At 56.2% G+C, this 23,189-nt stretch carries 20 protein-coding genes; 4 read left to right on the forward strand and 16 right to left on the reverse strand.

The window, feature by feature from the left end; all coding sequences use genetic code 11:
- Nucleotides 1–185 precede the first annotated feature (185 nt).
- The 4 genes from ACLBWT_RS19450 to ACLBWT_RS19465 all read right to left on the reverse strand — a co-directional run bounded on the left by ACLBWT_RS19450 (nucleotide 186) and on the right by ACLBWT_RS19465 (nucleotide 3,565).
- Nucleotides 186–536, reverse strand: a complete 351-nt coding sequence (locus tag ACLBWT_RS19450; RefSeq protein ID WP_021877237.1) for a type II toxin-antitoxin system PemK/MazF family toxin — start codon at nucleotides 534–536, stop codon at nucleotides 186–188.
- A gap of 3 nt (nucleotides 537–539) precedes the next feature.
- Nucleotides 540–821 (reverse strand): CopG family ribbon-helix-helix protein, encoded by a 282-nt coding sequence (locus tag ACLBWT_RS19455; protein WP_048745833.1) that lies wholly within the window; start codon nucleotides 819–821, stop codon nucleotides 540–542.
- A 191-nt stretch (nucleotides 822–1,012) separates the two neighbouring features.
- Nucleotides 1,013–2,218, reverse strand: coding sequence for an alanine racemase (alr, locus tag ACLBWT_RS19460; RefSeq protein ID WP_447664781.1), 1,206 nt, complete (start codon nucleotides 2,216–2,218; stop codon nucleotides 1,013–1,015).
- Between the two features lie 171 nt (nucleotides 2,219–2,389).
- On the reverse strand, nucleotides 2,390–3,565 hold the full coding sequence (locus tag ACLBWT_RS19465) for a LolA family protein (RefSeq protein ID WP_447664782.1): 1,176 nt from the start codon (nucleotides 3,563–3,565) through the stop codon (nucleotides 2,390–2,392).
- Nucleotides 3,566–4,184: 619 nt separating this feature from the next.
- Between ACLBWT_RS19465 and ACLBWT_RS19470 the strand changes: the two genes are divergently transcribed.
- The 3 genes from ACLBWT_RS19470 to ACLBWT_RS19480 all read left to right on the forward strand — a co-directional run bounded on the left by ACLBWT_RS19470 (nucleotide 4,185) and on the right by ACLBWT_RS19480 (nucleotide 7,416).
- Nucleotides 4,185–5,546 carry an ABC transporter substrate-binding protein gene (locus ACLBWT_RS19470; protein ID WP_447664783.1) on the forward strand — a complete coding sequence of 454 codons (1,362 nt, stop codon included), beginning with the start codon at nucleotides 4,185–4,187 and terminating at the stop codon, nucleotides 5,544–5,546.
- 111 nt (nucleotides 5,547–5,657) lie between these two features.
- Nucleotides 5,658–6,515 (forward strand): carbohydrate ABC transporter permease, encoded by an 858-nt coding sequence (locus ACLBWT_RS19475; RefSeq protein WP_447664784.1) that lies wholly within the window; start codon nucleotides 5,658–5,660, stop codon nucleotides 6,513–6,515.
- Nucleotides 6,516–6,537: 22 nt separating this feature from the next.
- Nucleotides 6,538–7,416: a carbohydrate ABC transporter permease gene (locus ACLBWT_RS19480; protein WP_447664785.1), complete on the forward strand. Its 879-nt coding sequence runs from the start codon at nucleotides 6,538–6,540 to the stop codon at nucleotides 7,414–7,416.
- 78 nt (nucleotides 7,417–7,494) lie between these two features.
- On the opposite strand, the gene ACLBWT_RS19485 is transcribed toward ACLBWT_RS19480, so the two are convergent.
- The 12 genes from ACLBWT_RS19485 to ACLBWT_RS19540 form a co-directional block, all read right to left on the reverse strand.
- Nucleotides 7,495–7,728, reverse strand: a complete 234-nt coding sequence (locus tag ACLBWT_RS19485) for an Arc family DNA-binding protein (protein ID WP_447664786.1) — start codon at nucleotides 7,726–7,728, stop codon at nucleotides 7,495–7,497.
- 9 nt (nucleotides 7,729–7,737) lie between these two features.
- A complete protein-coding gene (locus ACLBWT_RS19490; protein WP_447664787.1) occupies nucleotides 7,738–8,607 on the reverse strand; it encodes an SPFH domain-containing protein in 870 nt (289 codons plus the stop codon).
- A 165-nt stretch (nucleotides 8,608–8,772) separates the two neighbouring features.
- Nucleotides 8,773–9,297: a hypothetical protein gene (locus ACLBWT_RS19495; RefSeq protein ID WP_447664788.1), complete on the reverse strand. Its 525-nt coding sequence runs from the start codon at nucleotides 9,295–9,297 to the stop codon at nucleotides 8,773–8,775.
- A 136-nt stretch (nucleotides 9,298–9,433) separates the two neighbouring features.
- Nucleotides 9,434–9,772 carry a hypothetical protein gene (locus ACLBWT_RS19500; RefSeq protein WP_447664789.1) on the reverse strand — a complete coding sequence of 113 codons (339 nt, stop codon included), beginning with the start codon at nucleotides 9,770–9,772 and terminating at the stop codon, nucleotides 9,434–9,436.
- A 139-nt stretch (nucleotides 9,773–9,911) separates the two neighbouring features.
- Nucleotides 9,912–10,865 (reverse strand): magnesium transporter CorA family protein, encoded by a 954-nt coding sequence (locus ACLBWT_RS19505; RefSeq protein ID WP_447664790.1) that lies wholly within the window; start codon nucleotides 10,863–10,865, stop codon nucleotides 9,912–9,914.
- A 129-nt stretch (nucleotides 10,866–10,994) separates the two neighbouring features.
- Nucleotides 10,995–12,332, reverse strand: a complete 1,338-nt coding sequence (locus tag ACLBWT_RS19510) for a TrkH family potassium uptake protein (RefSeq protein ID WP_447664791.1) — start codon at nucleotides 12,330–12,332, stop codon at nucleotides 10,995–10,997.
- A 134-nt stretch (nucleotides 12,333–12,466) separates the two neighbouring features.
- Nucleotides 12,467–14,716: a response regulator gene (locus ACLBWT_RS19515; RefSeq protein ID WP_447664792.1), complete on the reverse strand. Its 2,250-nt coding sequence runs from the start codon at nucleotides 14,714–14,716 to the stop codon at nucleotides 12,467–12,469.
- A gap of 27 nt (nucleotides 14,717–14,743) precedes the next feature.
- Nucleotides 14,744–15,532 carry a CheR family methyltransferase gene (locus ACLBWT_RS19520; RefSeq protein ID WP_083436370.1) on the reverse strand — a complete coding sequence of 263 codons (789 nt, stop codon included), beginning with the start codon at nucleotides 15,530–15,532 and terminating at the stop codon, nucleotides 14,744–14,746.
- Nucleotides 15,533–15,584: 52 nt separating this feature from the next.
- Nucleotides 15,585–19,271, reverse strand: a complete 3,687-nt coding sequence (locus ACLBWT_RS19525; protein WP_447664793.1) for a response regulator — start codon at nucleotides 19,269–19,271, stop codon at nucleotides 15,585–15,587.
- A 284-nt stretch (nucleotides 19,272–19,555) separates the two neighbouring features.
- A complete protein-coding gene (locus tag ACLBWT_RS19530; RefSeq protein WP_447664794.1) occupies nucleotides 19,556–20,149 on the reverse strand; it encodes a hypothetical protein in 594 nt (197 codons plus the stop codon).
- Between the two features lie 112 nt (nucleotides 20,150–20,261).
- Nucleotides 20,262–21,278, reverse strand: coding sequence for a CobW family GTP-binding protein (locus ACLBWT_RS19535; RefSeq protein ID WP_447664795.1), 1,017 nt, complete (start codon nucleotides 21,276–21,278; stop codon nucleotides 20,262–20,264).
- A gap of 131 nt (nucleotides 21,279–21,409) precedes the next feature.
- On the reverse strand, nucleotides 21,410–21,736 hold the full coding sequence (locus ACLBWT_RS19540; protein ID WP_447664796.1) for a general stress protein: 327 nt from the start codon (nucleotides 21,734–21,736) through the stop codon (nucleotides 21,410–21,412).
- A gap of 272 nt (nucleotides 21,737–22,008) precedes the next feature.
- Here ACLBWT_RS19540 and ACLBWT_RS19545 point away from each other — a divergent pair, with 272 nt between their 5' ends.
- Entirely contained in the window at nucleotides 22,009–23,181 is a 1,173-nt protein-coding gene (locus ACLBWT_RS19545) for a glucose-1-phosphate adenylyltransferase (RefSeq protein WP_447664797.1), read from the forward strand.
- The last annotated feature ends 8 nt before the right edge of the window (nucleotides 23,182–23,189 follow it).

A 23,189-nucleotide genomic window follows, 5' to 3' on the forward strand; every position in this document is an offset into this window, starting at 1 on the left:
CAGGAACCGGTGATCCGGTTCAACTGCTTGCGTTCTTCGCGAGCAAAACGATGCCATGCATCGTATACGGTTATGTTTGAGTCTATAGTATCAACAGAATAAATACCTGTCCAGCATTTTTTTCCATATTTGCCTCATCAGACACAGTCGCCAGGCAGAAAATGGCGGAACCGATTCCTGCCGGCTTAGAAGTCGATCAGACCAACGCTGATCTGCAGCGCGTCGTCGACATGTCTCATCATCTCGTCGTCGAGATGCGTGATCTTGTCTGTCAGACGCTGCTTGTCGATCGTGCGGATCTGCTCGAGCAGGATGACCGAATCGCGATCGAAGCCATGAGCCTTGGCATCGATCTCAACATGGGTAGGAAGCTTCGCCTTCTGGATCTGGGCCGTAATGGCCGCTACGATGACCGTCGGGCTGAAGCGGTTGCCGATATCGTTCTGAAGGACAAGCACCGGGCGCACGCCGCCTTGCTCGGAGCCTACGACGGGAGATAAGTCTGCAAAGAATACGTCGCCGCGTTTGACGATCAAGAGCTACACCCCGCTGACGAGGCGGCCCAGCGCACGGTCTGCGTCTTCCTCCGCGTGGAAAGCTTCCGAGGCCATGTTCAAGTTGATCTTAGCCATTTCCAGATAACCGCGCTGCATCAATTCACGGATCTGACGTTTTTTGCGCTCCACCAGGTAAAGTTTCATCGCCTGCCGGATGAACTCGCTGCGGTTGGAGTTCTCTTTGGCCACGATTCCGTCCACTTCTTCAAGGAGCTGGTCCGGGATACTGATCATGATTCGTTTGGTATTCTGCAGATTGGCCACCAACTCGCACCTCCAAAACTTGTCAAAGCCTATTACCATTATGTCTCCGTTGGTATCGAGCTATACTCAACCATACCTATGAAAGGGCACTTTTCGTTAGAACGGCAAGATCCTTCAATAGTCGTTAAAAGGCTATTCGCCGCATAGCGACGCGATTCCTGCTTGACTTCTTCAAAAAATGACAAGAAGCCTCACATCCCTCCGCCGAGAAGCGGATTCGACACTTCGACGACTGCACCGCCGCGCGTATAGATGCGCGGCACGCGCGCAGCCAGCATGCATGTAAGCTCGTAATTGATCGTGCCGAGCATGCCGGCCACTTCTTCGGCCGAGATCGTCTCCTTCCCTTGGGAACCGATGAGCACGACTTCCTCGCCCGGGCGCACCGCCGAACAATCCGCCTGGTCTGCGGCTGCAAGCGCAATCATGCACTGATCCATGCAGATCGTGCCGACGACCGGTACTCTGCGCCCTCGCAGCAGCACTTCCGCCTTGCCGGTGAGCATCCGGCTGAAGCCGTCGGCATACCCGACCGGCAGCGTGCCGATGCGGGTATCCGTCGCGGCAACGAAGCGGGTGCCGTAGCTCACTCCCCAGCCAGGGGGCACCGTCTTCACGTGCACGACTTCGGTCTTCAGGGACATGACCGGCCGCAGGCCGACACTTTCGATGTCCACTTCATCCGAAGGATAGAGGCCGTACATGCCGATGCCGAGACGGAGCATGTCGCCGCCCAGCTCCGGAGTATCCATGCCTGCCGCCGTATTCGCGCTGTGCAGGATCGGAATCGGAAGGCTGCGGCTGCGCACGTAATGCATGATCTGGGCAAACCGCTCGTATTGCAGCAGCGTGTAGCTCTTGTCTGCCTCATCCGCTTTGGCGAAGTGGGTGAACACGCCGTCGACCTGGAGCTGCGGGATCGCGAGCGCCTTCTCGATGAACCGTTCGGCCGCTCCGCTGCCGTCGGCGAGCGTCCCGAGCCTGCCCATTCCGGTATCCACTTTGATATGAACCTTAAGCCTGCGCCCTTCATCCTCGGGCAGCGATGCCGCCGCCTCTAGCACATCCTCCCGGAACAGGGCGATCGATACATCATGCCGGCGCGCCGCCGGCAGTCCCTCCGGCGGAACGTATCCCAGCACGAGAATCGGCGCGGCAATGCCCGCTCTGCGGATCGAGAGAGCTTCGTCAAGAAAAGCCACACCCAGATAGTCGATTCCGCGAGCCTCGGCTTCGCGGGCGACCTGGATGAGGCCGTGTCCATAGGCATTCGCCTTGACGGATGCCATCATCTTCATGCGTGCCGGCAGCGTGGAGCGGAAGGCTGCGATATTGTGAGCCAGGGCATCCAGGGAAATATGAGCTGCGGTCGGCCGATAAAATGCCGCTTCATCCATCGTATTTCAGTCCTTTTCTTTTGAACCCAGTGCCTCTAATGTTATACGCTGACCCCCGGACTGTCAATGAAACGGGGCCGATTCGGCACTGGCACCTGTTGCCAATCCAGCATCGGCAGGTAGGAAAAAGAGGCGCCGCCTAATGCCCGCGAACGCCTCTTGCACTTTGATTTATTTGCCCATTTCATCCACTACAGACTGTGCTACCGCAATCATTTGGTCCTGCGGAAGATCGCCGCTAGTCAAGCGGAATTCCTTGCCTCCGTAGGTCCAGGTGAGCGTCGTCTGGTCGCCTTCGTTAAGCTGGGCCCACGTATAGCCGAGGTCCACCATCCGTCCGGTGCCCATGGCCACCGCCGTATCTTCCGGCTGGGTTTCGATCAGCGTGTAATTGTAGGTGCCCGTGTAACGCTGGATGTATCCAGGCTCTCCGCCGAATACGATCTCGCTGGAATCCTTCAGCGCGATGCCGTCGCCGCCCAGATAGGAGGGCTCCATCGGCACGAAGCTCGTCGGATCGGCTGCGGCATCCTGCTGCCCGTCCTCATCCTGCGCTCCGGATGGATCCGCCGAGCCGGCGCCTTGCTGATCATCGCCTGCAGATACCGCTCCGCCTTTGCCTGCATCCCCGTCTTTGCCGGCCGGGTCGGCAGCCTTGCCGTCCGTCGCATCCGACTCCGGAACGGCAGTCGTTGGCTGCGAGCCCGCCGCAGGAGAGGATTGGAGATTCGTCTTCGTATCGAACACGCTTTTATCCAGCTTTTCATTGAATTTGAAGGAATCGAACTTCACGTCGACCAGCACGGAAGCATTCGAATCGCTTACTTCGACCTGCTTCGGCGCATAGTCCGATTTATTCAGCCAGATTTTCTGCCGGGCCAGGGAAGCATTCTGATAATTAGCCATCACATCGAACACATAGCTGTCCTTTTCGGAGGCGAACTGGCGCGAGTTGTCGAGCAGGATGCTCTTCACCAGCGTCTGATACAGATAGACTTGACCTTGGTCTTCCGGCCAGTTGCTTTGGAAGCGGAATACCTTGTTCAAGCTCGGGGTCAGGACGAACACGCCCTCGTCGTTGCGAAGCACGATCTGCGTCAGGTCTTTCTTCTCGTTGGTAAGCGCGATCCGGTAATAGTTGGGCTTCTGGAACTTCACGTCCACCTTGTACTCCAGCGGCTGCGTGGCGGTATGGAGCGTCATCGTCCCCGTTCCTTGGTAAGTCTCAGTCTTGTCCTGCAGCTTGCCCAGCTCCTTCACCACCGAGCCGGCGTCCTTGCTGCCGCATCCGGCCAGCACCAGCGTAATGCAGGCAATCAAAGCCGCGATCCATGTGATGCGACGCATGTAATCATCCCCTCTGCACATTGGTTTTCCTAAGCTGATAACATGTCTATGAGGGGTCTTGGCCAATTATGCGGACGGGTTTCAGCTTGGCCGAGTTTTTGTCGGAAGCAAACCCGCAGAAGGCCTATAATTCAGTAGATTCATGCATGTGCAGGACTTTACCGGGCGGGGGGCCGCTCGATGCGGCTTGTGCCAATCAAATCCGCCTTAATGAAAGAATAGAATTCAATCTCCATATCCGAGCCGAACCAGGCACTCCGCATGCTTGCTATGCGGGAATGCGCCCCGAGATCCGAGCTCCGGAGCAATAGAGACTCCAGAACTCCTGAACCCCCATAATCCCAGAAACTCCAGAGCGCAATCGCCGCCGCGCTTCAATCGGCAACGCGACTTGCGGCCCATTGATTTCATCCCATCTTCCCTTCCTCTGCAGCATCTGGAAATAAAAAGATGATTTTCCCCTATTGGCCATAAAATAATCCCCCATGCCCGTAGGAATATCCCCCTCCTTTAGAACCAATCTTGCCTTGGCGGGCTGGTGGAAACCTTCTAGACTTTACTTAAGCAGATCAACGATCTGTACGATAAGACTTAGCTAAACTAAGGGGGATCATCGTCTATGAAGAAGAAGTCCCAAGCTCTATGCGCCCTTTCCGTGGCGACTGTGCTGCTCCTGTCCGCATGCGGCGGCAACAACAACTCCGGGAATACCGGCGGAGACGCAAGTCCGGCACCAAGCCCGGCTGCGAGCGCCGCGCCGAGCCCGGAACCGTCCAAGGCTCCGGAAGCCAAAGACGTCACGCTCCGCGTATTCTCCACCTTCGCCGGAACGGACGCAGCCAAGCCTGCTTTCCAGAAAGCGCTTGACGATTTCTCCGCCAAATTCCCTAACATCAAAATCACGAACGACGCGATGTCCGCGAACGACGACAGCTTCCGCACGAAGGTCAACACCGACATGTCCAGCGGCAACGAGCCGGACCTGCTCTTCTACTTCGTAGGCGCCGACGCCAAAGGCTTCGTCGATGCCGGCAAAGTCGTGCCGCTGAACGCCCTGCTCGACGAGGACGCGGACTGGAAAGCGGGCTTCAACCCTGCGGCTCTCGACGCCGTCAAGCAGCCGGACGGCAACATCTATGCCGCTCCGCTGACGGGCTACTACGAAGGCCTGTATGTCAACAAGGACATCTTCAAGAAATACAATCTGGAGCTTCCTACCGACTGGGATAAGTTCACGACGGCAATCAAAACGCTGAACGAGAACAAGGTCATCCCGCTCGCCGCTCCATACGATCAATCCCACTATCTGATCGAGCACTTCGTCCTCGGAGCCGCCGGCGGTCCAGGCCACAACTCCGGCATCCTGGACGCCATCAATCCGGATTGGGAGCTCGGTCTCTCCAAGCTGAACGAGATCGGCAAGCTGGGCGCCTTCCCTAAAGACGCCGCGACGATCGACCTGAACATGGCTGCCAAGTATTACTCCCAAGGCAAGGCAGCCATGGTCATCGAAGGCTCGTGGGCCCAGGGCGGCTTCTCCGACGAAGTCAAAGCAGCATCGACCGTTCTTCCTTTCCCAGCTATTCCAGGCGGCAAAGGCGACGGCAAATCCATCATCGGCGGCTTCGGCTCCGGCTTCTACCTGTCGAAGAGCACGTACGACAACGCGGACAAGAAGGATGCAGCTGTCCAACTGCTCAAGTACCTGACTTCGCCTGACACGATCAAAGCGATCGCGCAAGCCAACTCCGGAACTCCAGCCGCTGCCAACGTGCAAGTGGAAGGCCTGCCGCAACTCGCGCTGGACGGCTTCAAAATGGCCAGCGAAGCTCCATCCATCAACGCTCCGATCGACTCCCAAGTCGCTCAGGAAACGTTCACGACGATCCGCCAGCATGTCCAAGGCATCGTGTCCGGCAAAGATACGGCGAAAGCAGCCCTGGAAGCCGCGCAGAAGATCGAAGTCGCGAACAAGAAGTAAGGCGTCCATATCCAGGCGATAGCCAACCCGACTCGCCGCCCGCTTGCTTGAAGGGCGGCGAGTTTCTTTAAAAGAATGAGGCTCGACGATAAACCGCAAAAAGGTGATTTGATGAAGGGCGATAAGAACTATATTTTGGCTTTCCTGCTGCCGGCTTTCCTGCTGCTCGGCACCTTTGTGTACTATCCGTTCCTGAAGAGCTTCTACCTCAGCTTCTACCGTACGAACGGCTTCTTCAACAAGAAATTCGTCGGCCTGGACAATTACGAGCGCCTGTTCTCCGATAACCTGCTCGGCGCCGCTACCTTGCATACGCTGGAAATCATGCTCTACGTCCTGCTCTTCCAGGTCGGGATCGCCCTTGTACTGGCCGTCATGGTCGACAGCATCTCCAAAGGCAAGCAGTTTTTCCGCACCGTGTTCTTCTTCCCGATCGTCATTTCCGGAGCCGCAATATCCCTGCTGTTCGTGCTGATCTACAACTACCAGTTCGGCCTGCTCAACGGCATCATTGCCAAGCTGGGCCTCGAGCCGATCCTGTGGATGAGCGAGACGGGCTCCTTGAAAGCTGTCGCGGTTCCGACCGTATGGCATTACGTCGGCTTTTACTTCGTGCTCTTCCTTACCGCCATGTCCAAAATTCCTTCCGATTTCTATGAAGCAGCCAAGCTGGAAGGAATCGGCGGCATCAAAAAAACAACCATGCTGACCATCCCGCTTATTTTGAGCGACATCAAGGTCGTCATGATCCTTGCCATCACCGGCACGCTCAAAATTTTCGACTTCGTCTTTATTTTGACCCGCGGCGGGAACGGGACGGAACTGCTCGGCACGTACATGTACAAGAAGGCCCTCGTGGACCAGAACTTCGGTTACGGTTCCACTATTGCGATCTACATCGTCATTTTCGGGGTCATCCTGTCCTTGATCACGAACCGTCTCCTCAAAAGAGAAGAAGTCACATATTAAGTTGCAATGGGGTGGAAAGTGAATGCAGCAAGTCAATCCTGCCAATACCGTACCTGTAACGAGAGGCCGCGACGGCAAGCGATTCCCGTTCGGGATGGCCTTCGTTTATCTCTGTCTTTCCCTATGGGCGCTCACGACGATCTATCCGCTCATCTGGATCATCAACAATTCGTTCAAGTCGTCCGACGAGGTCATGGACAATTCGTTCAAGCTGGCGATTCCTCCGGATAAGCTGAATTACACGAACGCTTTCGAGAGCATCAGCATCGGCCGGGCGTATGCCAACAGCTTGATCATGTCCGTCTCCGTCGTCCTGCTCGTCTTGATTGTCGCCGGGCTCGCGGCCTATATTCTAGCCCGCTTCAAGTTCCGCGGACGCAATCTCATCAACTCGCTGCTGGTCGCGACGCTGCTCATTCCGACCTTCGCTACCGTCGTGCCCGTATACGAGCTGCTGATCAAGTGGAAGGTGGTCAACACCTACTTCGGCCTCATCCTGCCTCAGACGGCAGGAAATCTGTCCTTCGCCATCCTCGTCATCGCAGGGTATCTGGCTACGATCCCGAAGGAGCTCGAGGAAGCCGCCTTCATCGACGGCTGCAACCGGTTCAACATGTTCACGAAAATCTTCCTGCCCGTAGGAAGGCCGGTCTTCGCTTCGACGAGCATCTTCGTCTTCCTGTGGTCCTACAATGACCTGTTCTCCGCCATCATCTTCGTCAACAAGGAGTCGGTGAGGCCGATCGTGGCGCTGCTCGCCCAGATCAGCTCCCAGTACGGCACCGACTTCGGCCTCATGGCTGCCGCAGTCGTGCTCACCGTCATTCCCGTTCTGATCGTGTACCTCTTCATTCAGAAGTACATTGAAAAAGGAATGACCGAAGGCGCGATCAAAGGCTGATTCCATCGCAAAAACAAATAACCTCGCGGTCTCGACCGCGAGGTTATTTCGTCTTCATGTCCTTCATAGGGCTTGCTGCTAGCTCGATCCGTCTTCCGCGGCCTCATCGTCCCCGGAAGGAGCGGACTTCGGTTGATCCTCCGCAGCTTGCGGAGGGAGGCCCTTGAGCCTGCCGTTCTTCTTCAGCGATTCGCGAAGCAGATATTCGATATGAGCGTTTACGCTGCGGAATTCGTCGCCGGCCCATTTCTCCACGGCCTGGTACAGCTCCAGGTCCAGGCGCAGCGGAAACGCCTTGCGTTCTTTGGCCATTAGGCGGCCTTAATTGTAGAGCGTACCGGTGTTGATGACCGGCGTCGTTCCCCGTTCGGAGACGATGGCAACCATAAGATTGTTGATCATCGCCGCACGCCGTTCGTCATCCAGTACGATTCCGTGGTGCTTCAGCTGCTGCAGGGCCGACTCCACCATGCCGACAGCACCATCTACGATTTTTTGCCGGGCTGCTACGATGGCTTCCGCCTGCTGGCGCTGAAGCATCGCCCCGGCAATCTCGGCTGCGTAAGCGAGGTGGGAGAGACGGGTTTCCAGCACCTCCACGCCGGCAACGCTGAGGCGGTCCTGCAGCTCGGAGAGCAGCCTGCTGGAGATTTCGTCCGCATTGCCCCGGAGCGAGATGACGGAGTTGTCCTCGTACGTGTCATACGGATATTGCGCCGCGATATGGCGGATCGCCGTCTCGCTCTGGATTTCCACGAACGTCTCGTAATCGTCGACGTCGAATGCCGCTCTGGCCGTATCCGTCACCTTGAACACGACCACCGCGGCGATCTCGACCGGGTTGCCGGATGCATCGTTAACCTTGAGCTTCTGGCTGTTGAAGTTCCTGACTTTGAGCGACATCCTGGATTTGACCGTGAACGGAACGACGATCCACAGCCCGCTATCCGACACCGTTCCTTTGTAACGTCCGAAAAACGTGATGATCTTCGCCTGATTCGGCTGAACGACCGTAAGCGAGCTGAACGCCACGAGCGCCAGCAGCAGCAAGACGACGCCCAGCACATTCATGCCCGTCGATCCATCCTCGGCATTGCCCGACACAAAGCACCAGATTGCTGCCGCAAGCGCTGCGATAGCAGCCAGCGTCGCCAGGAAACCGTTCGCATGCCAAGCCTGATGTTCCTTCATCCCCATCACACTCCATATCAACTTGATATAATTATGATATCACTTTTTCTTTAAAATGGAAATAAAAAAATCCTTCCATATCGGAAGGATTTTTATCGCACCAGCGGAAGGATTTTTATCGCACCAGCGAAGGGATCTGATGCTGCTTCCATCGCCCCTCTTTCATCAAGAGGGCTGTGTACCGTCCGTCTGATGAGCCGGATCCTTCGGCGCAGGAGACTTCAGCTTGCCCTGCTCATGCAGGCTTTTCAGCTCGTCGCGAAGCTGCTCCTCGGACTTGCCCTCGACTTTGATGCCTTGCTTGGCGGCGAATTCCTTCATTCTCGCGAAGCGCTTTTCTTTCATGCTCGCTTTGAAGGCCATCCATTTCTCCGGCTGCTTTTCCTTGGCGGCATGAACTTCCTGGCGAAGCTGATCCTCCGTCTTGCCGTCGGCCTTGATGCCGAAATAAGCGGCGGCTTCCTTCAGCATGGCGAGCTTCCGGGCTTCACGATATCGGTCATGATGCGGATGGCCTTTCGGATTCCGCAGATCTCCTTGATGGTTGTAGCGATCCGGAGCGCCCATATCCTGCGATGCATGCGGAGATGCCTGCGGAACTGCCGGAGATGCCTGCGGCGCGGCGTAAGCGGCGGCTGGCAGGGCAAGGGCGGCAAGCAGCAAGGCGGCCGCTGTCCATGTTGATCTCATCGATGCTGTCATCCTTTCGGTCTTGTATTCCTTCCTTTCGTATACTCCCCTATTATTGTTTAATTATTCCAACCTTTCGAGAAATCAAAAAAGCGTCCCCGGAGGGACGCCCGCTGCTGTATGAAAAGGAATGGACTTATACGGACTGGCTTTGGAGCAGTTCGCTGAACTGCTGCTCCGTCAGATCGTCATCCAGCACTTCCGTCACGGGAATTTCCGGACAATCCGCTTTCGTGAACGACTTGCCTTTGAGATAATAACCGCTCTTCCTCGCAATGGAGTAGAAGCTGCACAGCTGATCCGCAATCTTGACCGCTTCTTCTTCCGAAGTGGAGCTGGCCAGATTGTTGCCGAAGCTGAGCGGATTTTTGGAGCTCTGAATATTGACTCGGTACGGAGCAACAGAGTCCGACTCTTCATGCTTGACCAGAATCTCGATGTCGGAGCAAGTATTACGATATTTGATGGTCATCATCAACACCGCCTGTTAAGACCTCGTTCGAGGTAGATTCGGTCAGTGCATTCCAGCGCTGCCGTACTAGCTATTACACGGCTCAGGCATCTGTTAAACAGCGTGCCCAAGCCTCCCCGCAAACATTTGCAGCCGAATGCCTTCACAGCCGCTCCCGGCGGTTGTCCTCCCGGAGAAGGTCCCCCATCCAGCCTTTCGTCCGCATCCAGAAATATACGCCGACCGTCGCCGCCAGAATGACGGCAAGCCCGAATACGTATCCGAGCTTCCACTTCAGCTCCGGCATCTGCTCGAAATTCATCCCCCAGATCGCGCCGATCGCCATCATGGGCGTGCAAAGAATCGTGAACACGGTGAGCGTCTTCATGATTTCGTTGCCGCGGTAGTTCGAGATATTGTCCTCGAGCAGAAGCAGCGACTCCACCTCCTGCCGGTACTCTTCCTGCAGCATGATCATTCTCTCCAGACGCGAGTTGAACGCCTGGTGGATGAGGCTTTCCTTCATCTCCTCGGGAAACGCCTCTTCAAGAGCGAACCGGATTTCGCGGACCGGCCTCGTCAGTCCGGTCCAGTGGAGCAGGCTGTATCGGAGCTCCAGAATGCGGTGGAACATGTATCCGCCATTGCGGTCACGGATATTCTCCTCCATCTCGCGCAGCTTCTGCTCGAACTTGTCCATCCCGTCGAAGAACGGCTCCATGATGCCGGCGAGCAGCTTGATGAATCCGTCCAGAGCCGTCTCCGACTGCTCGATTTCTGCAAAAAAATGAGCCGCTCCTTCGCAGCCGTCGATAATATCCTCTTCTTGAAAGCCGATCGTATACAGATTGCGATGCCCCAAGTAGAAATGCATCGTGCAATTGCTTCCCTGATCGTCATCCGCTTTTCCAACGACGAGCGTCCCGAACACCGCATTGCGTTTCCCTTGAAAGGAAACCGCCGCAAGATGGTTCACATCCCGATCCTTGCTCCTGTCTATCCATTTCCGCACAGCCTCGTCCTGCCGCCACATCTGCACAGCTTGCCCGCTGTCATCGCTCTGATGCCACGTCCAGCCCTCGCCTGCCGCTTCTGAGCGCTCCTCCTCGTTCCCCATCCTGATCCCACTCCTGACTAGCTGCATCTTGACCTGACTACCCTATCTTTACCCTGCCCGACCGTTCCCGGAATCAGTTGAAGGGATGGCAATGATTGAAAAAAAACCCCGCAAGCGGGGCTTCGACTCTCAGCCGATAATGATCCGGCCTTCCGGATATCGGAACGGTTCTTTTTTGGATTTGGAGCGGACCGCGAACGCCAAGGTAAGCAGCCCGAGCCTGCCGGCAAACATCAGGAAGATGATCACTCCCTTGCCGACAGCGGTCAGGTCCAAGGTAGCTCCGAGGCTGAACCCGACAGTGCCGAACGCCGACACGGCCTCGAAGAGAAGAACGAGGAAGGAAGAATCCTCTACGGTCGTCAGGATCATCGTGGAGGCGACGATAATGATGACCCCCATGAGCGTGACCGTGATGGCCCGATACAGCTCCTTGGCTGCAATCCGGTACCGGAAGATAACCGCATCCTCGCGGCCGCGCAAGATCGCGTGGATGCCGGCAAGCAGCACGACGAAGGTGGTCAGCTTGATCCCTCCCCCTGTAGAGCCCGGCGCGGCTCCGATGAACATGAGGATGATCATCAGAAGCTGGGTCGCCTGACGCAGCTCCTCGATCGGCACCGTGTTGATTCCTGCCGAGCGCAAGCTGAACGATTGGAAGAAGCTGGCCCAGATCTTGCCGTTCAGCCCCAGATGACCGAAGCTCCTTGTATTCGTAAATTCAAAGATGAAGAAAAGAATGGCGCCGCCCAATGTGAGGACGACAGAAGCCCATAACACGACCTTGCTGTGCAGGGATATTTTGCGCTTCTCGGGAAATCGGATCAGATCCGCCATGACAATGAAGCCGATGCTGCCGAAGAAGATAAGCGTCATCGTAATCAGATTGATGGCGGGATCGCTGACGAACTGGCTCCAGCCCCCGATAATTTCAAAGCCGGCATTGTTGAACACGGATACGGCATGGAATACGCCGAAGTAGGCCGCTTTGGACAGCGGCATGGACTCCATCCAGATGAGCGTGTACAGCAGCGCTCCGATTCCTTCGATAGCGGCGGAGAACAAAAAGATCCTTATAACGAGCTGGACGATTCCGCTCATTTCCGTCTGATTGAGGGACTCCTTGAGCACGAGGCGGTCACGGAGCGATATTTTGCGGCCGAACGCCAGGGCAAACCAGGTAGCGGCCGTCATGAAGCCCGTCCCTCCTAGCTGGAACAGCACGAGCAGCACGATTTGTCCGAACAAGGAATATTCGGTGCCTGTGTTCATAATGGTGAGCCCCGTCACGCATGTAGCCGAAGTCGCCGTGAACAGAGCATCCAGTACAGGAATCCGCACCCCGTCAGCCGAAGCGGCAGGGGTAGCGAGAAGAATCGTGCCAAGCACGATCAGAGAAAGAAATCCGCCCGCAAGCACCCTCGGAGGTGTCAGGTAGGTAGAGCGGATATAACGATTGGACAGCACGGCTCGAAGCCCCTTTCCGCTTCAGTTCTAAAAGCGTGGTGAAAAATAGATGACCTGCGGTCGGAACGGGTCGCCAATCGCTGTTGTCTCCTTGGCAAGCCTTCCCGGCCCGGACATGCAAAAAGCAGCCCACATCAATGCGTGGACTGCCTGCCCATGGTCCAGTCATAATCCAGATACCGGCCGATTATCGCTTCAAGCATCTCCAGCCGGATCGGCTTGCTGATATAATCGGTCATCCCGGCTTCCAGACAGCGCTGCCTGTCTCCCGGCAGCACGTTGGCGGTCATCGCCACGATGACCGGCTGCTTGCCGGCACGCGCGTCTCCGTTGATGAGCCTTGTCGCCTCAAGTCCGTCCATGACCGGCATTTTCATATCCATGAAGATCATATCATAGAATCGGTTTTTTGCCATCGTCACGGCCGCTTCCCCGTTCTCCGCCACATCCGCTTCGATGCCGAGACGATCGAGCAGCTTGAGGATCAGCTTCTGGTTCACGTCGTTGTCCTCGACGACGAGAACCCGGGAACGCTCGCTCGGCGCCGGCACGCCGCGATCTCCAGTGCCGAGCGTGAATGGCAGGACGTTGGCCTTCAGGACAAGGCGGCTGGCTGCGCTCGTCTCGCTGGCCGCAGTAGTCTCGGTATAGGTCTCGCTCAGCATGGCGGAGAAGGAAAAGGAATCCGAATGAGGAGGGGCTTCCCATGGACGTGAGCCGGGCAGCGGGTGGTCTTCGGCTGGATCTCCCTCCAAAGCCGGATAACATTCCTCCATCTGCTTGAGGCGGACGGTGAAGGTGAAGCAGGCTCCTTTGGGCTCATTGGCGCACGCTTCGATCGTCCCGCCCATCAGCTCCACCAGATTTTTGCAGATGGCTAAGCCTAGTCCGGTTCCTCCGTACTTGCGGGTCATGGAGGAGTCCAGCTGGGAGAACGGCTGGAACAGGAGGGGGAGCTTATCCTCCGGAATGCCTACCCCGGTATCGCTCACTCTGAACTGGACAACGATGCCCTCTTCCTGGCGCTCGGCATCGTCGGGCGAATCCTCGGCAAGGCGAACGTCGACATCAATATGCCCTTCATGCGTGAATTTGATCGCATTGCTGATCAGGTTCATCAGAATCTGGCGCAGCTTGGTTACGTCCCCGTACAGATACTCCGGCAAATCCGGGGATATTGAACAGAGGATATCGAGATTGCTCTCGCGCGACTTGGCGATGAACAGATCCAGCGATTCGTCCACGCAGCTCTTCAGATCAAATGGAACCATCTCGAGTTCCAGCTTGCCGGCTTCGATCTTGGCGTAGTCCAGAATGTCGTTGATGACGCTGAGCAGGCTGTCGCCGCTCTTCAGGATGATCTCGGCAAAATCCTTCTGCTCCTCGTTCAGTTCCGTCTCCATGAGAAGATTGGTCATGCCGAGAATGCCGTTCATAGGCGTGCGAATCTCGTGGCTCACCATCGCCAGGAACTCCGTTTTGGCTCTGTCGGCCACCTCCGCTGCTTCCTTGGCCGCTAGAATTTCCTCCTCCGACTTCTTGCGCTCGCTGATGTCGCTGACCGTGCAGGCGAAGATGACTTCCTCATCCACCAGCGTGCTGCCGAGCTTGATCTCGGCATGGAAGACACTGGCGTCCTTGCGGCGCGGCATGACTTCGATCAGGCGCCCGGAAGAGATTCCGTCCATCGCGGCTTCGCCCATGAGATCCAGCTGCCTGACGCATATTCCCGGGATAAGCTCATCGACCTGCTTGCCGACGACTTCTTTTTCCCGGTACCCGAACATCGGATAGACCGACGGATTCACCGTCAAAATGGTTCCGTTCTTGTCAAACGTAATCATCGTATCCATTGAAGTCGAGCTGATGACGCTTTTGACGGCTTCCGACTTGGTCAGCTGGTAGGCCGTGCGCATCAGCTCCTTGTTCATGCGCTCCAGCTCCTGCGTCTGCTGCTGAAGCAGGACGGCTTGCTGCTGCAAGGTTTTGTTGCCGACGTACATCCGGACAAAGCCTTCGATCTTGGAACGGAAAATTTGGGGAACGAAGGGCTTCAGCATATAATCGATCGCGCCGACGGCGTAGCCGGCGAACATATGCTGGGCTTCCTTGCTCGTCGCCGACACGAAAATGATCGGTATCTCCTTGGTCTTATCCCTGGATTTGATCATTCGAGCGGTTTCGAAACCATCCATCCCGGGCATCTGGACATCCATGACGATGACGGCAAAATCATCCTTGAGAAGCGCCCGCAGCGCCTCCTCGCCGGAAAGGCATTTGACGAGATTGTAGTTGAGATCGCCAAGGACGGCTTCGATAGCCAGCAAATTTTCGGGGTAGTCATCGACCAGCAGGATATTGATAGGCCCGTCATAAGAGATCATGGTTTCCCCCCTCCCTTGTCTGTGGCTTTACTTGACTTTGCGGTAGATCCGGTTGATCAGGTCCAGCTCATCGAACTGATCCGCATGCCGGGTGAAGTTGATGCTTTCCTTGGTTCCCAGCAGCAGCACGCCGAACATGCTGAGACTGTCGTAGAGCAGCCCATGCACATGGTTCTGGAGATCCTTGTTGAAGTAGATCATGACATTGCGGCACAGGATGACATGAAATTCGTTGAAGGAGCCGTCCGTGACGAGATTGTGCTGGGCAAAAACGATATTTTTCTTCAGGAAGCTTTGGAAAATAACCGATTCGTACTTGGCCGTGTAGTAGTCCGAGAACGACTCCTTGCCGCCGCCGTCCTGGTAATTGCGCGTATACTGCTGCATCCGCTCAATCGGGAATACGCCCTGCCTCGCTACATCGAGAACGGTCGAGCTCATATCCGTGGCGTAGATTCTCGTGCGGTCGTAAAGCCCTTCTTCATGAAGCAGAATCGCCATCGAATAGACTTCTTCGCCGGTCGAGCAGCCGGCATGCCAGATCCGGATGAACGGATACGTCTTGAGCAGCGGAACGACATTTTTGCGGAACGACTTGAACACTTCCGGATCGCGGAACATCTCGGTGACATGAATCGTGAGATCCGACAGAAGCCTTTCCATGCAGCCACGGTCGTGGATCACCCGGTCCGTCAGCGACGTGATCGTCGTCAGCCGTTCCGCATGCACCCGATGCCATATTCTCCTACGGATCGAGGCATAGGCATAGTTCCTGAAATCATAGCCGTAGAGCTTGAACATGGCCACGAGCAGCATCTCGATCTCCAACTGTTCTCTTTCGTCCGAGTCGCTCGGACGAGGTTTGACGCTATTTATACAACCACACCCTCATTAGTGAAAGAAGTTGATCAACGTTGACCGGCTTGGCGATGTAATCGCTGGCCCCGGCTTCAATGCATTTGTCCCGATCGCCTTTCATCGCCTTGGCGGTGACGGCAATGATCGGCAGCTTGTCGTAGCGGGAGTCGGCTCGGATGAGCCTCATCGCTTCGTACCCGTCCATTTCCGGCATCATGATGTCCATGAGCACGAGATCAAGATCGGGATTTTTCTCGATCTGCTCGATAGCCTCCCGGCCGTTCTCGGCATAGGTAATGTTCATCTTATACCCTTCAAGGACATTGGACAAGGCGAACACGTTGCGGATATCGTCGTCGACGATGAGAACGTCCCTGTTTTCGAAAATGGTCTCCACGCTGTGAAGCTTGCGCAGCACGTTGCGCTTGTCTTCCGGCAGCTCGGCTTCGACCCGGTGCAGGAAAAGCGTCGTCTCGTCAAGCAGCCGCTCCGGCGACTTGACGTCCTTCACGATGATCGTCTCGGCGTATTTCTTGAGCATCATTTCCTCGCGCTTCTCGAGATCGCGGCCGGTGTAGATGATGATCGGCAGATCATGCAGCTCTTCGTTGCGCCTGATCTGGTCCAGCAGCTCGAAGCCGGTAATGTCCGGCAGGCCGAGATCAAGGACCATGCAGTCGTAGTGATGCTCGCTCAGCTCCTTGAGCGCGTCGCGTCCGGACGATACTCCCGTAATGACCAGATCGTCGTGGCCGATAAGCTCTTCGATGGCGTGGCGCTGGATCTCGTCGTCTTCCACCACGAGCAGGCGCTTCATATTGCGCTCCATGAACAATCCGATCTGCGTAAACAGATTGTCGAGATGCTCCTTGGAGACCGGTTTCTTGAGATAGGCGATCGCTCCGAGCGCGAGGCCCTGCTGGACCTCGTCGATAACCGAGATCAGATGGACCGGGATATGGCGAGTGTTGGAATCGTTCTTCAGATGATGGAGGACGGACCAACCGTCCATGACCGGCATTTGGATATCCAGAAGAATCGCATCCGGCAGATACGTTCTTGCATAAGACAAGCCTTTGTCTCCCTGTCCGGCCACGATGGCCTTGAAGCCTCGCGAGCGGGCGATATCGACGAGAACTTTAGCGAAAGCGACGTCATCCTCGACGATGAGGACGACTTTGTCCTCCTCCTTCAATTCCTTGAGGTCGTCTTCCACATCGAACGCATGGCGGGCAAGCTCCGGCTTCATCGGCTGCCGTACCGCCGGGATGACAGGCGACGGAAGGGCCGCCGCCGCTTCGTCCATGCCGCTGAACGAGCTTCTTGAGACTTCGAAATCGGTCCCCTCGTTGGTTTTGACGAGATGGAATTCCGGCAGCGCGAGCACGAAGATGCTTCCCTCTCCCGGCTTGCTCGTCAGATGGATATCTCCGCCCAGCAGTCTGGCCAGATCGCGGCTGATCGCCAGGCCAAGTCCGGTACCGCCGTATTTGCGGCTCGTCGTCCCGTCGACCTGCTGGAAAGCTTCAAAGATGATCGCTTGCTTGTCTTCGGGAATTCCGATGCCCGTATCCTTGACTTCAAAGGAAATCCAGCTTCCCTGAGCGCCTTCCGGCATCTCGGCCTGAGTGGATTTGCGGATCAGCATGCTGATGGAGCCTTGGGTCGTGAACTTGAACGCGTTGGACAGCAGATTGCGCAAGATCTGCTTGACGCGGTGGCTGTCCGTAAACATTTCCGCGGGCACGTCCTCCTCGGTGTTCGTATGGAACGGCAGCTCCTTCTGGATGCTGAGCGGCTGGAAGCTGCGTACGGCGTATTGCTCGAGATCCCGCAGAGGCACATGCTCGGTTACGACATCCATCTTGCCAGCGCCGATCTTCGACAGGTCGAGAATTTCGTCGATCAGCTTGAGCAGATCGCTGCCCGAAGTATGAATGGTCGTCGCGAATTCAATCTGCTTCTGAGTGAGATTTCCGTCCTTGTTGTCCGACAGCATTTGGGACAGAATAAGCAGGCTGTTGAGCGGAGTCCGCAGCTCATGCGACATGTTGGCCAGGAACTCGGACTTGTACTTGGAAGCGAGGCCAAGCTGGACCGTCTGCTTCTCGAGCGCATCCCTCGTCTGCTCGATCTGCTGGCTGTGCCTTTTCGTCTCCTTCATCTGAAGCTCCAGCAAATGGGTTTTCTGCAGCAGCTCCTCGTTCGTCTGCTCCAGCACTTCCTGCTGGCTCTGCAGCTGCTCTTCGGAAGCCTTGAGCGCTCTCGTCTGCTCTTCGAGACGCTCGTTGGAGCTGCGCAGCTCTTCCTGCTGGCTCATCAGCTCTTCGGACTGGGATTGGAGCTCCTCGCTCATCGTCTGCGATTCGCGCAGCAGCTCCTCGATCCGGATCCTTCCGAACAGATTGTAGAGCACCATCCCTGCAGATTCGCCCATCTGCTCCAGCAGCTCGTGGTGCAGGCCGGTGAACGACTGCAGGCTGCCGAGCTCAAGCACAGCCACGACGGAATGCTGATAATGGATCGGCAGCAGATAGAGCTCCCGGATCTGGGCCTGCCCGATGCCCGAGCGGATGTTGAGGTAGCCTTCCGGCACCTCCGTCAGATGCATCGACTTGTTGTCCGCTGCGCTCTGGCCTACGAGCCCTTCTCCGAACCGGAAGGAAGAAGCCGCTTCAAGACCCTCCGTCCCTGCATAAGAAGCACGCAGCGTGAAGGTCCTGCCTTCTCCCAAATGATCGCGGATATAGATGGCTCCATAGGTCGCTCCCGTAAGCGGGGCGACGGCGGAGATGAATTTCTCCGCCAGGATTTCAAGCTCTGTGATGTTCTGCACGCCAACAATGACGTTGGCCAGGCTCGTTTTAAGCCAGGTCTGATCCTGCATCGTCTGATTGTATATTTTCTCGGCCCGCGTCTTTTCTTCCAGATCGTCCGCAAGCTTGTAGAAGGAATCGGCGACCTCCTTGAACTCTCCCTCTTGGGCGAGCGCATCCAGACGCGTCTCCCGGGTGGATTCTCCTCGAGAGAACCCGACGATTGCGGAGGAGATGAACCGGAAGCCGCGGTTGAGCCTCTTCGTATTCCAAATCATAACGAAGAGTCCGAGCAGCTCGCCGGCAATCGCAACGGCAATCATGATATTGACTGTCGCCTTGTTGTCATTTCTCGTCTGTTCGACCAGCTGATCCAAGGCGCGCTGATGATAGGCAACCATTTCGTCGGCATTGTTGACAAGCGTCTCCTGGTAGCGGAGACCTTCGCTTTCCCGCAGGGCGACGGCTCCCGCTCCGTTGTTCGATTCGACGAGCTTAATGGACCGGTCAATATAGGAGAAATAGTCCGACATCCCGGACTCCATCTTGTCGAGCATCTGATATTCGGATTCGGAAGAGGATATGCCTTCCAGCTTTTTAAGGGCGGTTTGTGCCATTTCTTTATTTTTCTCGATGTCGTCGATGTTGCGGTCTACCGATTCCTTGGTGGGAACAGTCAGAATATTGACCATGTACTTGGCAAGGTTGTTCACGTTGCCGCGCATGTCAGTCGTCGTGGCCACCTTGGTGTATCTCTGATCGTAGATCTCGTTCAGCTGTTTGCTGAGATTGGACAGATTGCGTATTCCCGCGCTGCTGAGGACAATCATGATGGCAAACATGATGATGAACCCCAGTTGAACTTTTGTCCTTATTTTCATGTTGGCCGATCACCGGATCCTCTCTGAGTAATAGTGGATGAGCTGTATATGCGGAGAACCTTAATCATTCACTCTATGAATACAATTGCACAAATAATAGAGCCTGGATTCATTTTCTCTCGACGTATGGGGAACATTTCCTGGTCAACACACGAATCGGCCGCCTCCCTCAAGGGTTGCGACCGGATCACAAGTGAATCTTTTCTTTTTGTTACCCTATCGAAATCGGATTGAAACACTGCGTTCGACAGAAATCTATGTTTTTTTCATTATCGGTTATTCTTCTATTCCATGTCCGCCCAGAAGAAATCGACCGATAAAACACGGCCCGTCTTTTCATCCAGGAACAGCTTGGCGGCAAAACCGTTGGCATCCACATACCCGACTCCATCCTCCGCCCTGTACTGAGGCTCGCCGTAGCGGCTTGCCCAGCCTTCCAGCGTGACGGGAAGCACTTCCTCCCCGACCTGAACGGATCCATTCGAGGAAGGCACGCTCACATAATCGACTTCCGTGCCGGTGAAAGCGATATTCATGTCGGGATAAATCCAGCGCGTCTGATCGACAAGCAACTCATCCTGAGCCGCTTCGAGCGGAAGTCCAAGCTCGGAGACGATCTGCTCCTTGTCGTCCGTCAAGCGGACTCCATTGATCGTGCCGAAATCCATCGTCTCCGGAACGGCATTATTCGAGGATGCCGAATCCTCTTTCAGCAAAGCAATGACAGCGGGAGGAGCAGGCTGACCGGCAGCCGTCTCCGTACCTTTGGCCGGCGCGGCGGCGGACGGCAGGGATACGACGGAGCGGGTCAAGGAAATCGCCATGGCCATAACTAGGAATATGCATGCAATCGAGGCCAGAATGATCGTCTTTTTCACATTGCTTCCTCCCTTTCCACAAGCTGCTGATCCAATAGTATCCATTAACCAACCGGCTCAGCGCGCGAAACAGCAAATAAGCCTGCCGGAAGCCGGCAGGCTGGAGGTCGTCTTATTCGGCTTTCCCTGTATATCCTGCCTCCAGAGCGGCAAGCCGCTCCAGCACTTCGCCGCGCGAGAAATGCTCTCCGATGAACACGATGGCGTCGCGCATGCTTTCGGCCGGAGAAAGAGGAATGAAATCCGTCTCCCTGTATGCGAATTGAAAATGGTACCGGCTGGCCGTGTCGGCGAATGTGACGATTCCTTTTGCCCGGTACACATTGTCCGGCAGCGACTGAAGCATGCTTTCGAAGTCCATGCTGTCGTAGGGCCGCTGCGGATAATAAGTCACTGCCATCAGATGCTCGTGGGCATGCACATGGCTTTCTTCCTTCCTGGCAGCGGAAGCAGACCCTGTCCCTTCGTCGGTTCTAACGGCGAACTCCTCCGGCCTCAGGGGAGCTCCAGGACCAGCAGACAGCACGCCCTCGATCCATTCCGCATCTGCGCCGCCATGCCGGACGGTGACGAGCGAAGCATGGGAATTGAGCTCCCGGATCCGCTGCTGAACCTCGACCAGTTCCTCGGGATGGAGCAGATCGGCTTTGTTCAGCACCAGCCTCGTCGCGCAGCGGATTCCGTCCTCCATCAGCTTCATCGTACGCCGGCTCCCCTTGAGGCGAAGCATGCCCGGGCCGTCGACGACAGTCACGACAGCGGACAGGCAGAGAGATTCATGCAAGGCGGCGTCCATTACGCCTTCCACCAGCTCCAGCGGATTCGCAGCTCCGGTAGCTTCGATCAGAATGACTCCGGGCCTCTCCTTCCTCGCCAGCAGGACCAGCTCTCCTGCCAGATCGCCCTTCATCGTGCAGCAGATGCAGCCGTTCAGCATTTCCTTGAGCGGAATGCCGGAATCGAATCTCGCCCCCTCCAGATGAAGGTCTCCCAGCTCGTTCAGAACGACTGCCGGCTTCATGCCGGCTTCCCGGCAGCCATCCAGCAGGCGTGTCAGCAAGCTCGTCTTGCCGCTGCCCAGGAATCCGGCCAGAACGATGACCGGTACAGGAGTGACTTGTTCTTCCATTTGCTTTCCCATCCTCTTCCGCTAATCGTCTTTGAACCTTTCCAGTATACCGGATTCCGTTCCGGCGGCACAAAAAAAACGTCCGACCGGATCGAATCGATCCAGCAGGACGTCCCAGCTTCGCGGGCGGCTCAGTGAGGCTTGGCGATGACCAGGATCTTGCCTTGGTCAAGAACTTCCTCATAGCGCTCGGCTTCCATATCAGTCAAGCCTACCGACTCCAGCTTGGAGCGCAGCGCATCGCCGCGGGAGCGGAACATATTCGCCATGGAGTCGAACACGCCTTCCTCCTGCATGCCGATGCTGTTCGCATCGGAATTTTCGGCCAGGCGATCCGTCTGGTCTTTATCGTGGGCAAGCACATAAATCTCGTCCTTGCCATATCCGCGGCGGTTAAGCTCGCGTACTGCCGACATAGCGTCCATTCCGCTTTCTACAACTTGAATGCTTGGTTTCATGTGACTATCCCTCCAATGGCATTGTTGTCGGTTCGGCCCCGCCGTGGCAGGGCGTTCAAGCTTACAGATTAGTACCCCTGCCCCGATGCTGATGAAACATTCCGCTTGACGCCGCTGAGGAGGCCATTCGGACTTTTTACAGATTAAAATGCCTGCGGAAAAACACGGAAAAAGGATATCATTGGAATTCTCTCATCTCGGTTTCAAAGATTTTCAGGCCGTTTACTTATACCGTATAACGAAATACGATCGAGACAACGGAGGTAACACAGATGAACCAGAACAACGAATGCATGGCAATGCTCCTCGCGGGAGGAGAAGGTAAACGGCTGGCGCCGCTGACGAACCGGCTTGCGAAGCCGGCTGTTCATTTTGGCGGCCGCTACCGCATCATCGATTTCCCGTTGAGCAATTGCGTTAACTCCGGAATCGGCAGCGTGGGCATTCTCGCCCAATACATGAAGCAATCCATCAGCAGCCATGTAGGCGATGGCTCTGCTTGGGACAACACGGACATTACGATCCTCAATTCCGAAGATAAAACGACCGGCTACAAGGGAACGGCAGACGCCATTTTCCAGCATATCGGTTTTATCGACTCCCATCATCCGGAGCATCTGCTCGTCATCTCCGGCGACCATATCTACCAAATGGACTATAAAGAAATGCTCGGCTTCCATAAAGCCCGCGGCGCGGCCGCCACGATCGCCGTCAAAGAGGTGCCTTGGACAGAGGCTTCCCGCTTTGGCCTCATGAATACGGATGACCGGCTGAACATCACCGCTTTTGAAGAAAAGCCGGCCAAGCCTCAGAGCAATCTGGCCTCGATGGGCGTTTACATTTTCCGGTGGGCCGACCTGCGCGAAGCGCTGATTCTCGATGCCATGCGCGCTGATTCTTCCCATGATTTCGGCAAGGACATCATCCCTTCCCTTCTGGCCTCGCAGGAGAAAGTCATCGCCTTCCCATTCAAAGGCTACTGGAAAGATGTCGGCACGCCGGGCAGTCTGTGGGAAGCCCATATGGATCTGCTCCAAGGCACAATCGACCTCAATCGTCCCGAATGGCCGATGTATACCCCTTCCCTTTCGGTCAGCCCAGCAATCTACGTGGAAGACAAAGGGGAAGTGAGCAATTCCATCGTCCAGCGGGGCTGCCGGATTCAAGGAGACGTGGAAGGGTCCATCCTCTTCCACAGCGTCCAGATCGGAGAGGGCAGCACCGTAACGGACAGCATCATCATGCCGGGGGCAAGAATCGGCAACAACGTGAGCATCCACCGCGCCATCATCGGCGAAGGCGCTTATGTCGCGGACGGCTCCTTCATCGAGGGCAGCGATGACAACCTGACCGTCATCGGCGCCGGCGAATTCCGCTACAGCCGCTCCCCGCTCCGCAGAACCCGCCCTGCAGCGATGCTGGGAGATGTACGGACCGGCTCATGATTTTAAAC

The sequence above is a fragment of the Paenibacillus sp. D51F genome, from assembly GCF_053345695.1.

Coding starts and splice junctions, on each gene's coding strand:
- alr (WP_447664781.1), bottom strand. CDS start 2,218: ATGGATGAAGCGGCATTTTATCGGCCGACCGCAGCTCATATTTCCCTG.
- ACLBWT_RS19465 (WP_447664782.1), bottom strand. CDS start 3,565: ATGCGTCGCATCACATGGATCGCGGCTTTGATTGCCTGCATTACGCTG.
- ACLBWT_RS19470 (WP_447664783.1), top strand. CDS start 4,185: ATGAAGAAGAAGTCCCAAGCTCTATGCGCCCTTTCCGTGGCGACTGTG.
- ACLBWT_RS19475 (WP_447664784.1), top strand. CDS start 5,658: ATGAAGGGCGATAAGAACTATATTTTGGCTTTCCTGCTGCCGGCTTTC.
- ACLBWT_RS19480 (WP_447664785.1), top strand. CDS start 6,538: ATGCAGCAAGTCAATCCTGCCAATACCGTACCTGTAACGAGAGGCCGC.
- ACLBWT_RS19485 (WP_447664786.1), bottom strand. CDS start 7,728: ATGGCCAAAGAACGCAAGGCGTTTCCGCTGCGCCTGGACCTGGAGCTG.
- ACLBWT_RS19490 (WP_447664787.1), bottom strand. CDS start 8,607: ATGAAGGAACATCAGGCTTGGCATGCGAACGGTTTCCTGGCGACGCTG.
- ACLBWT_RS19495 (WP_447664788.1), bottom strand. CDS start 9,297: ATGAGATCAACATGGACAGCGGCCGCCTTGCTGCTTGCCGCCCTTGCC.
- ACLBWT_RS19500 (WP_447664789.1), bottom strand. CDS start 9,772: ATGATGACCATCAAATATCGTAATACTTGCTCCGACATCGAGATTCTG.
- ACLBWT_RS19505 (WP_447664790.1), bottom strand. CDS start 10,865: ATGGGGAACGAGGAGGAGCGCTCAGAAGCGGCAGGCGAGGGCTGGACG.
- ACLBWT_RS19515 (WP_447664792.1), bottom strand. CDS start 14,716: ATGATCTCTTATGACGGGCCTATCAATATCCTGCTGGTCGATGACTAC.
- ACLBWT_RS19520 (WP_083436370.1), bottom strand. CDS start 15,532: ATGCTGCTCGTGGCCATGTTCAAGCTCTACGGCTATGATTTCAGGAAC.
- ACLBWT_RS19525 (WP_447664793.1), bottom strand. CDS start 19,271: ATGAAAATAAGGACAAAAGTTCAACTGGGGTTCATCATCATGTTTGCC.
- ACLBWT_RS19535 (WP_447664795.1), bottom strand. CDS start 21,278: ATGGAAGAACAAGTCACTCCTGTACCGGTCATCGTTCTGGCCGGATTC.
- ACLBWT_RS19540 (WP_447664796.1), bottom strand. CDS start 21,736: ATGAAACCAAGCATTCAAGTTGTAGAAAGCGGAATGGACGCTATGTCG.
- ACLBWT_RS19545 (WP_447664797.1), top strand. CDS start 22,009: ATGAACCAGAACAACGAATGCATGGCAATGCTCCTCGCGGGAGGAGAA.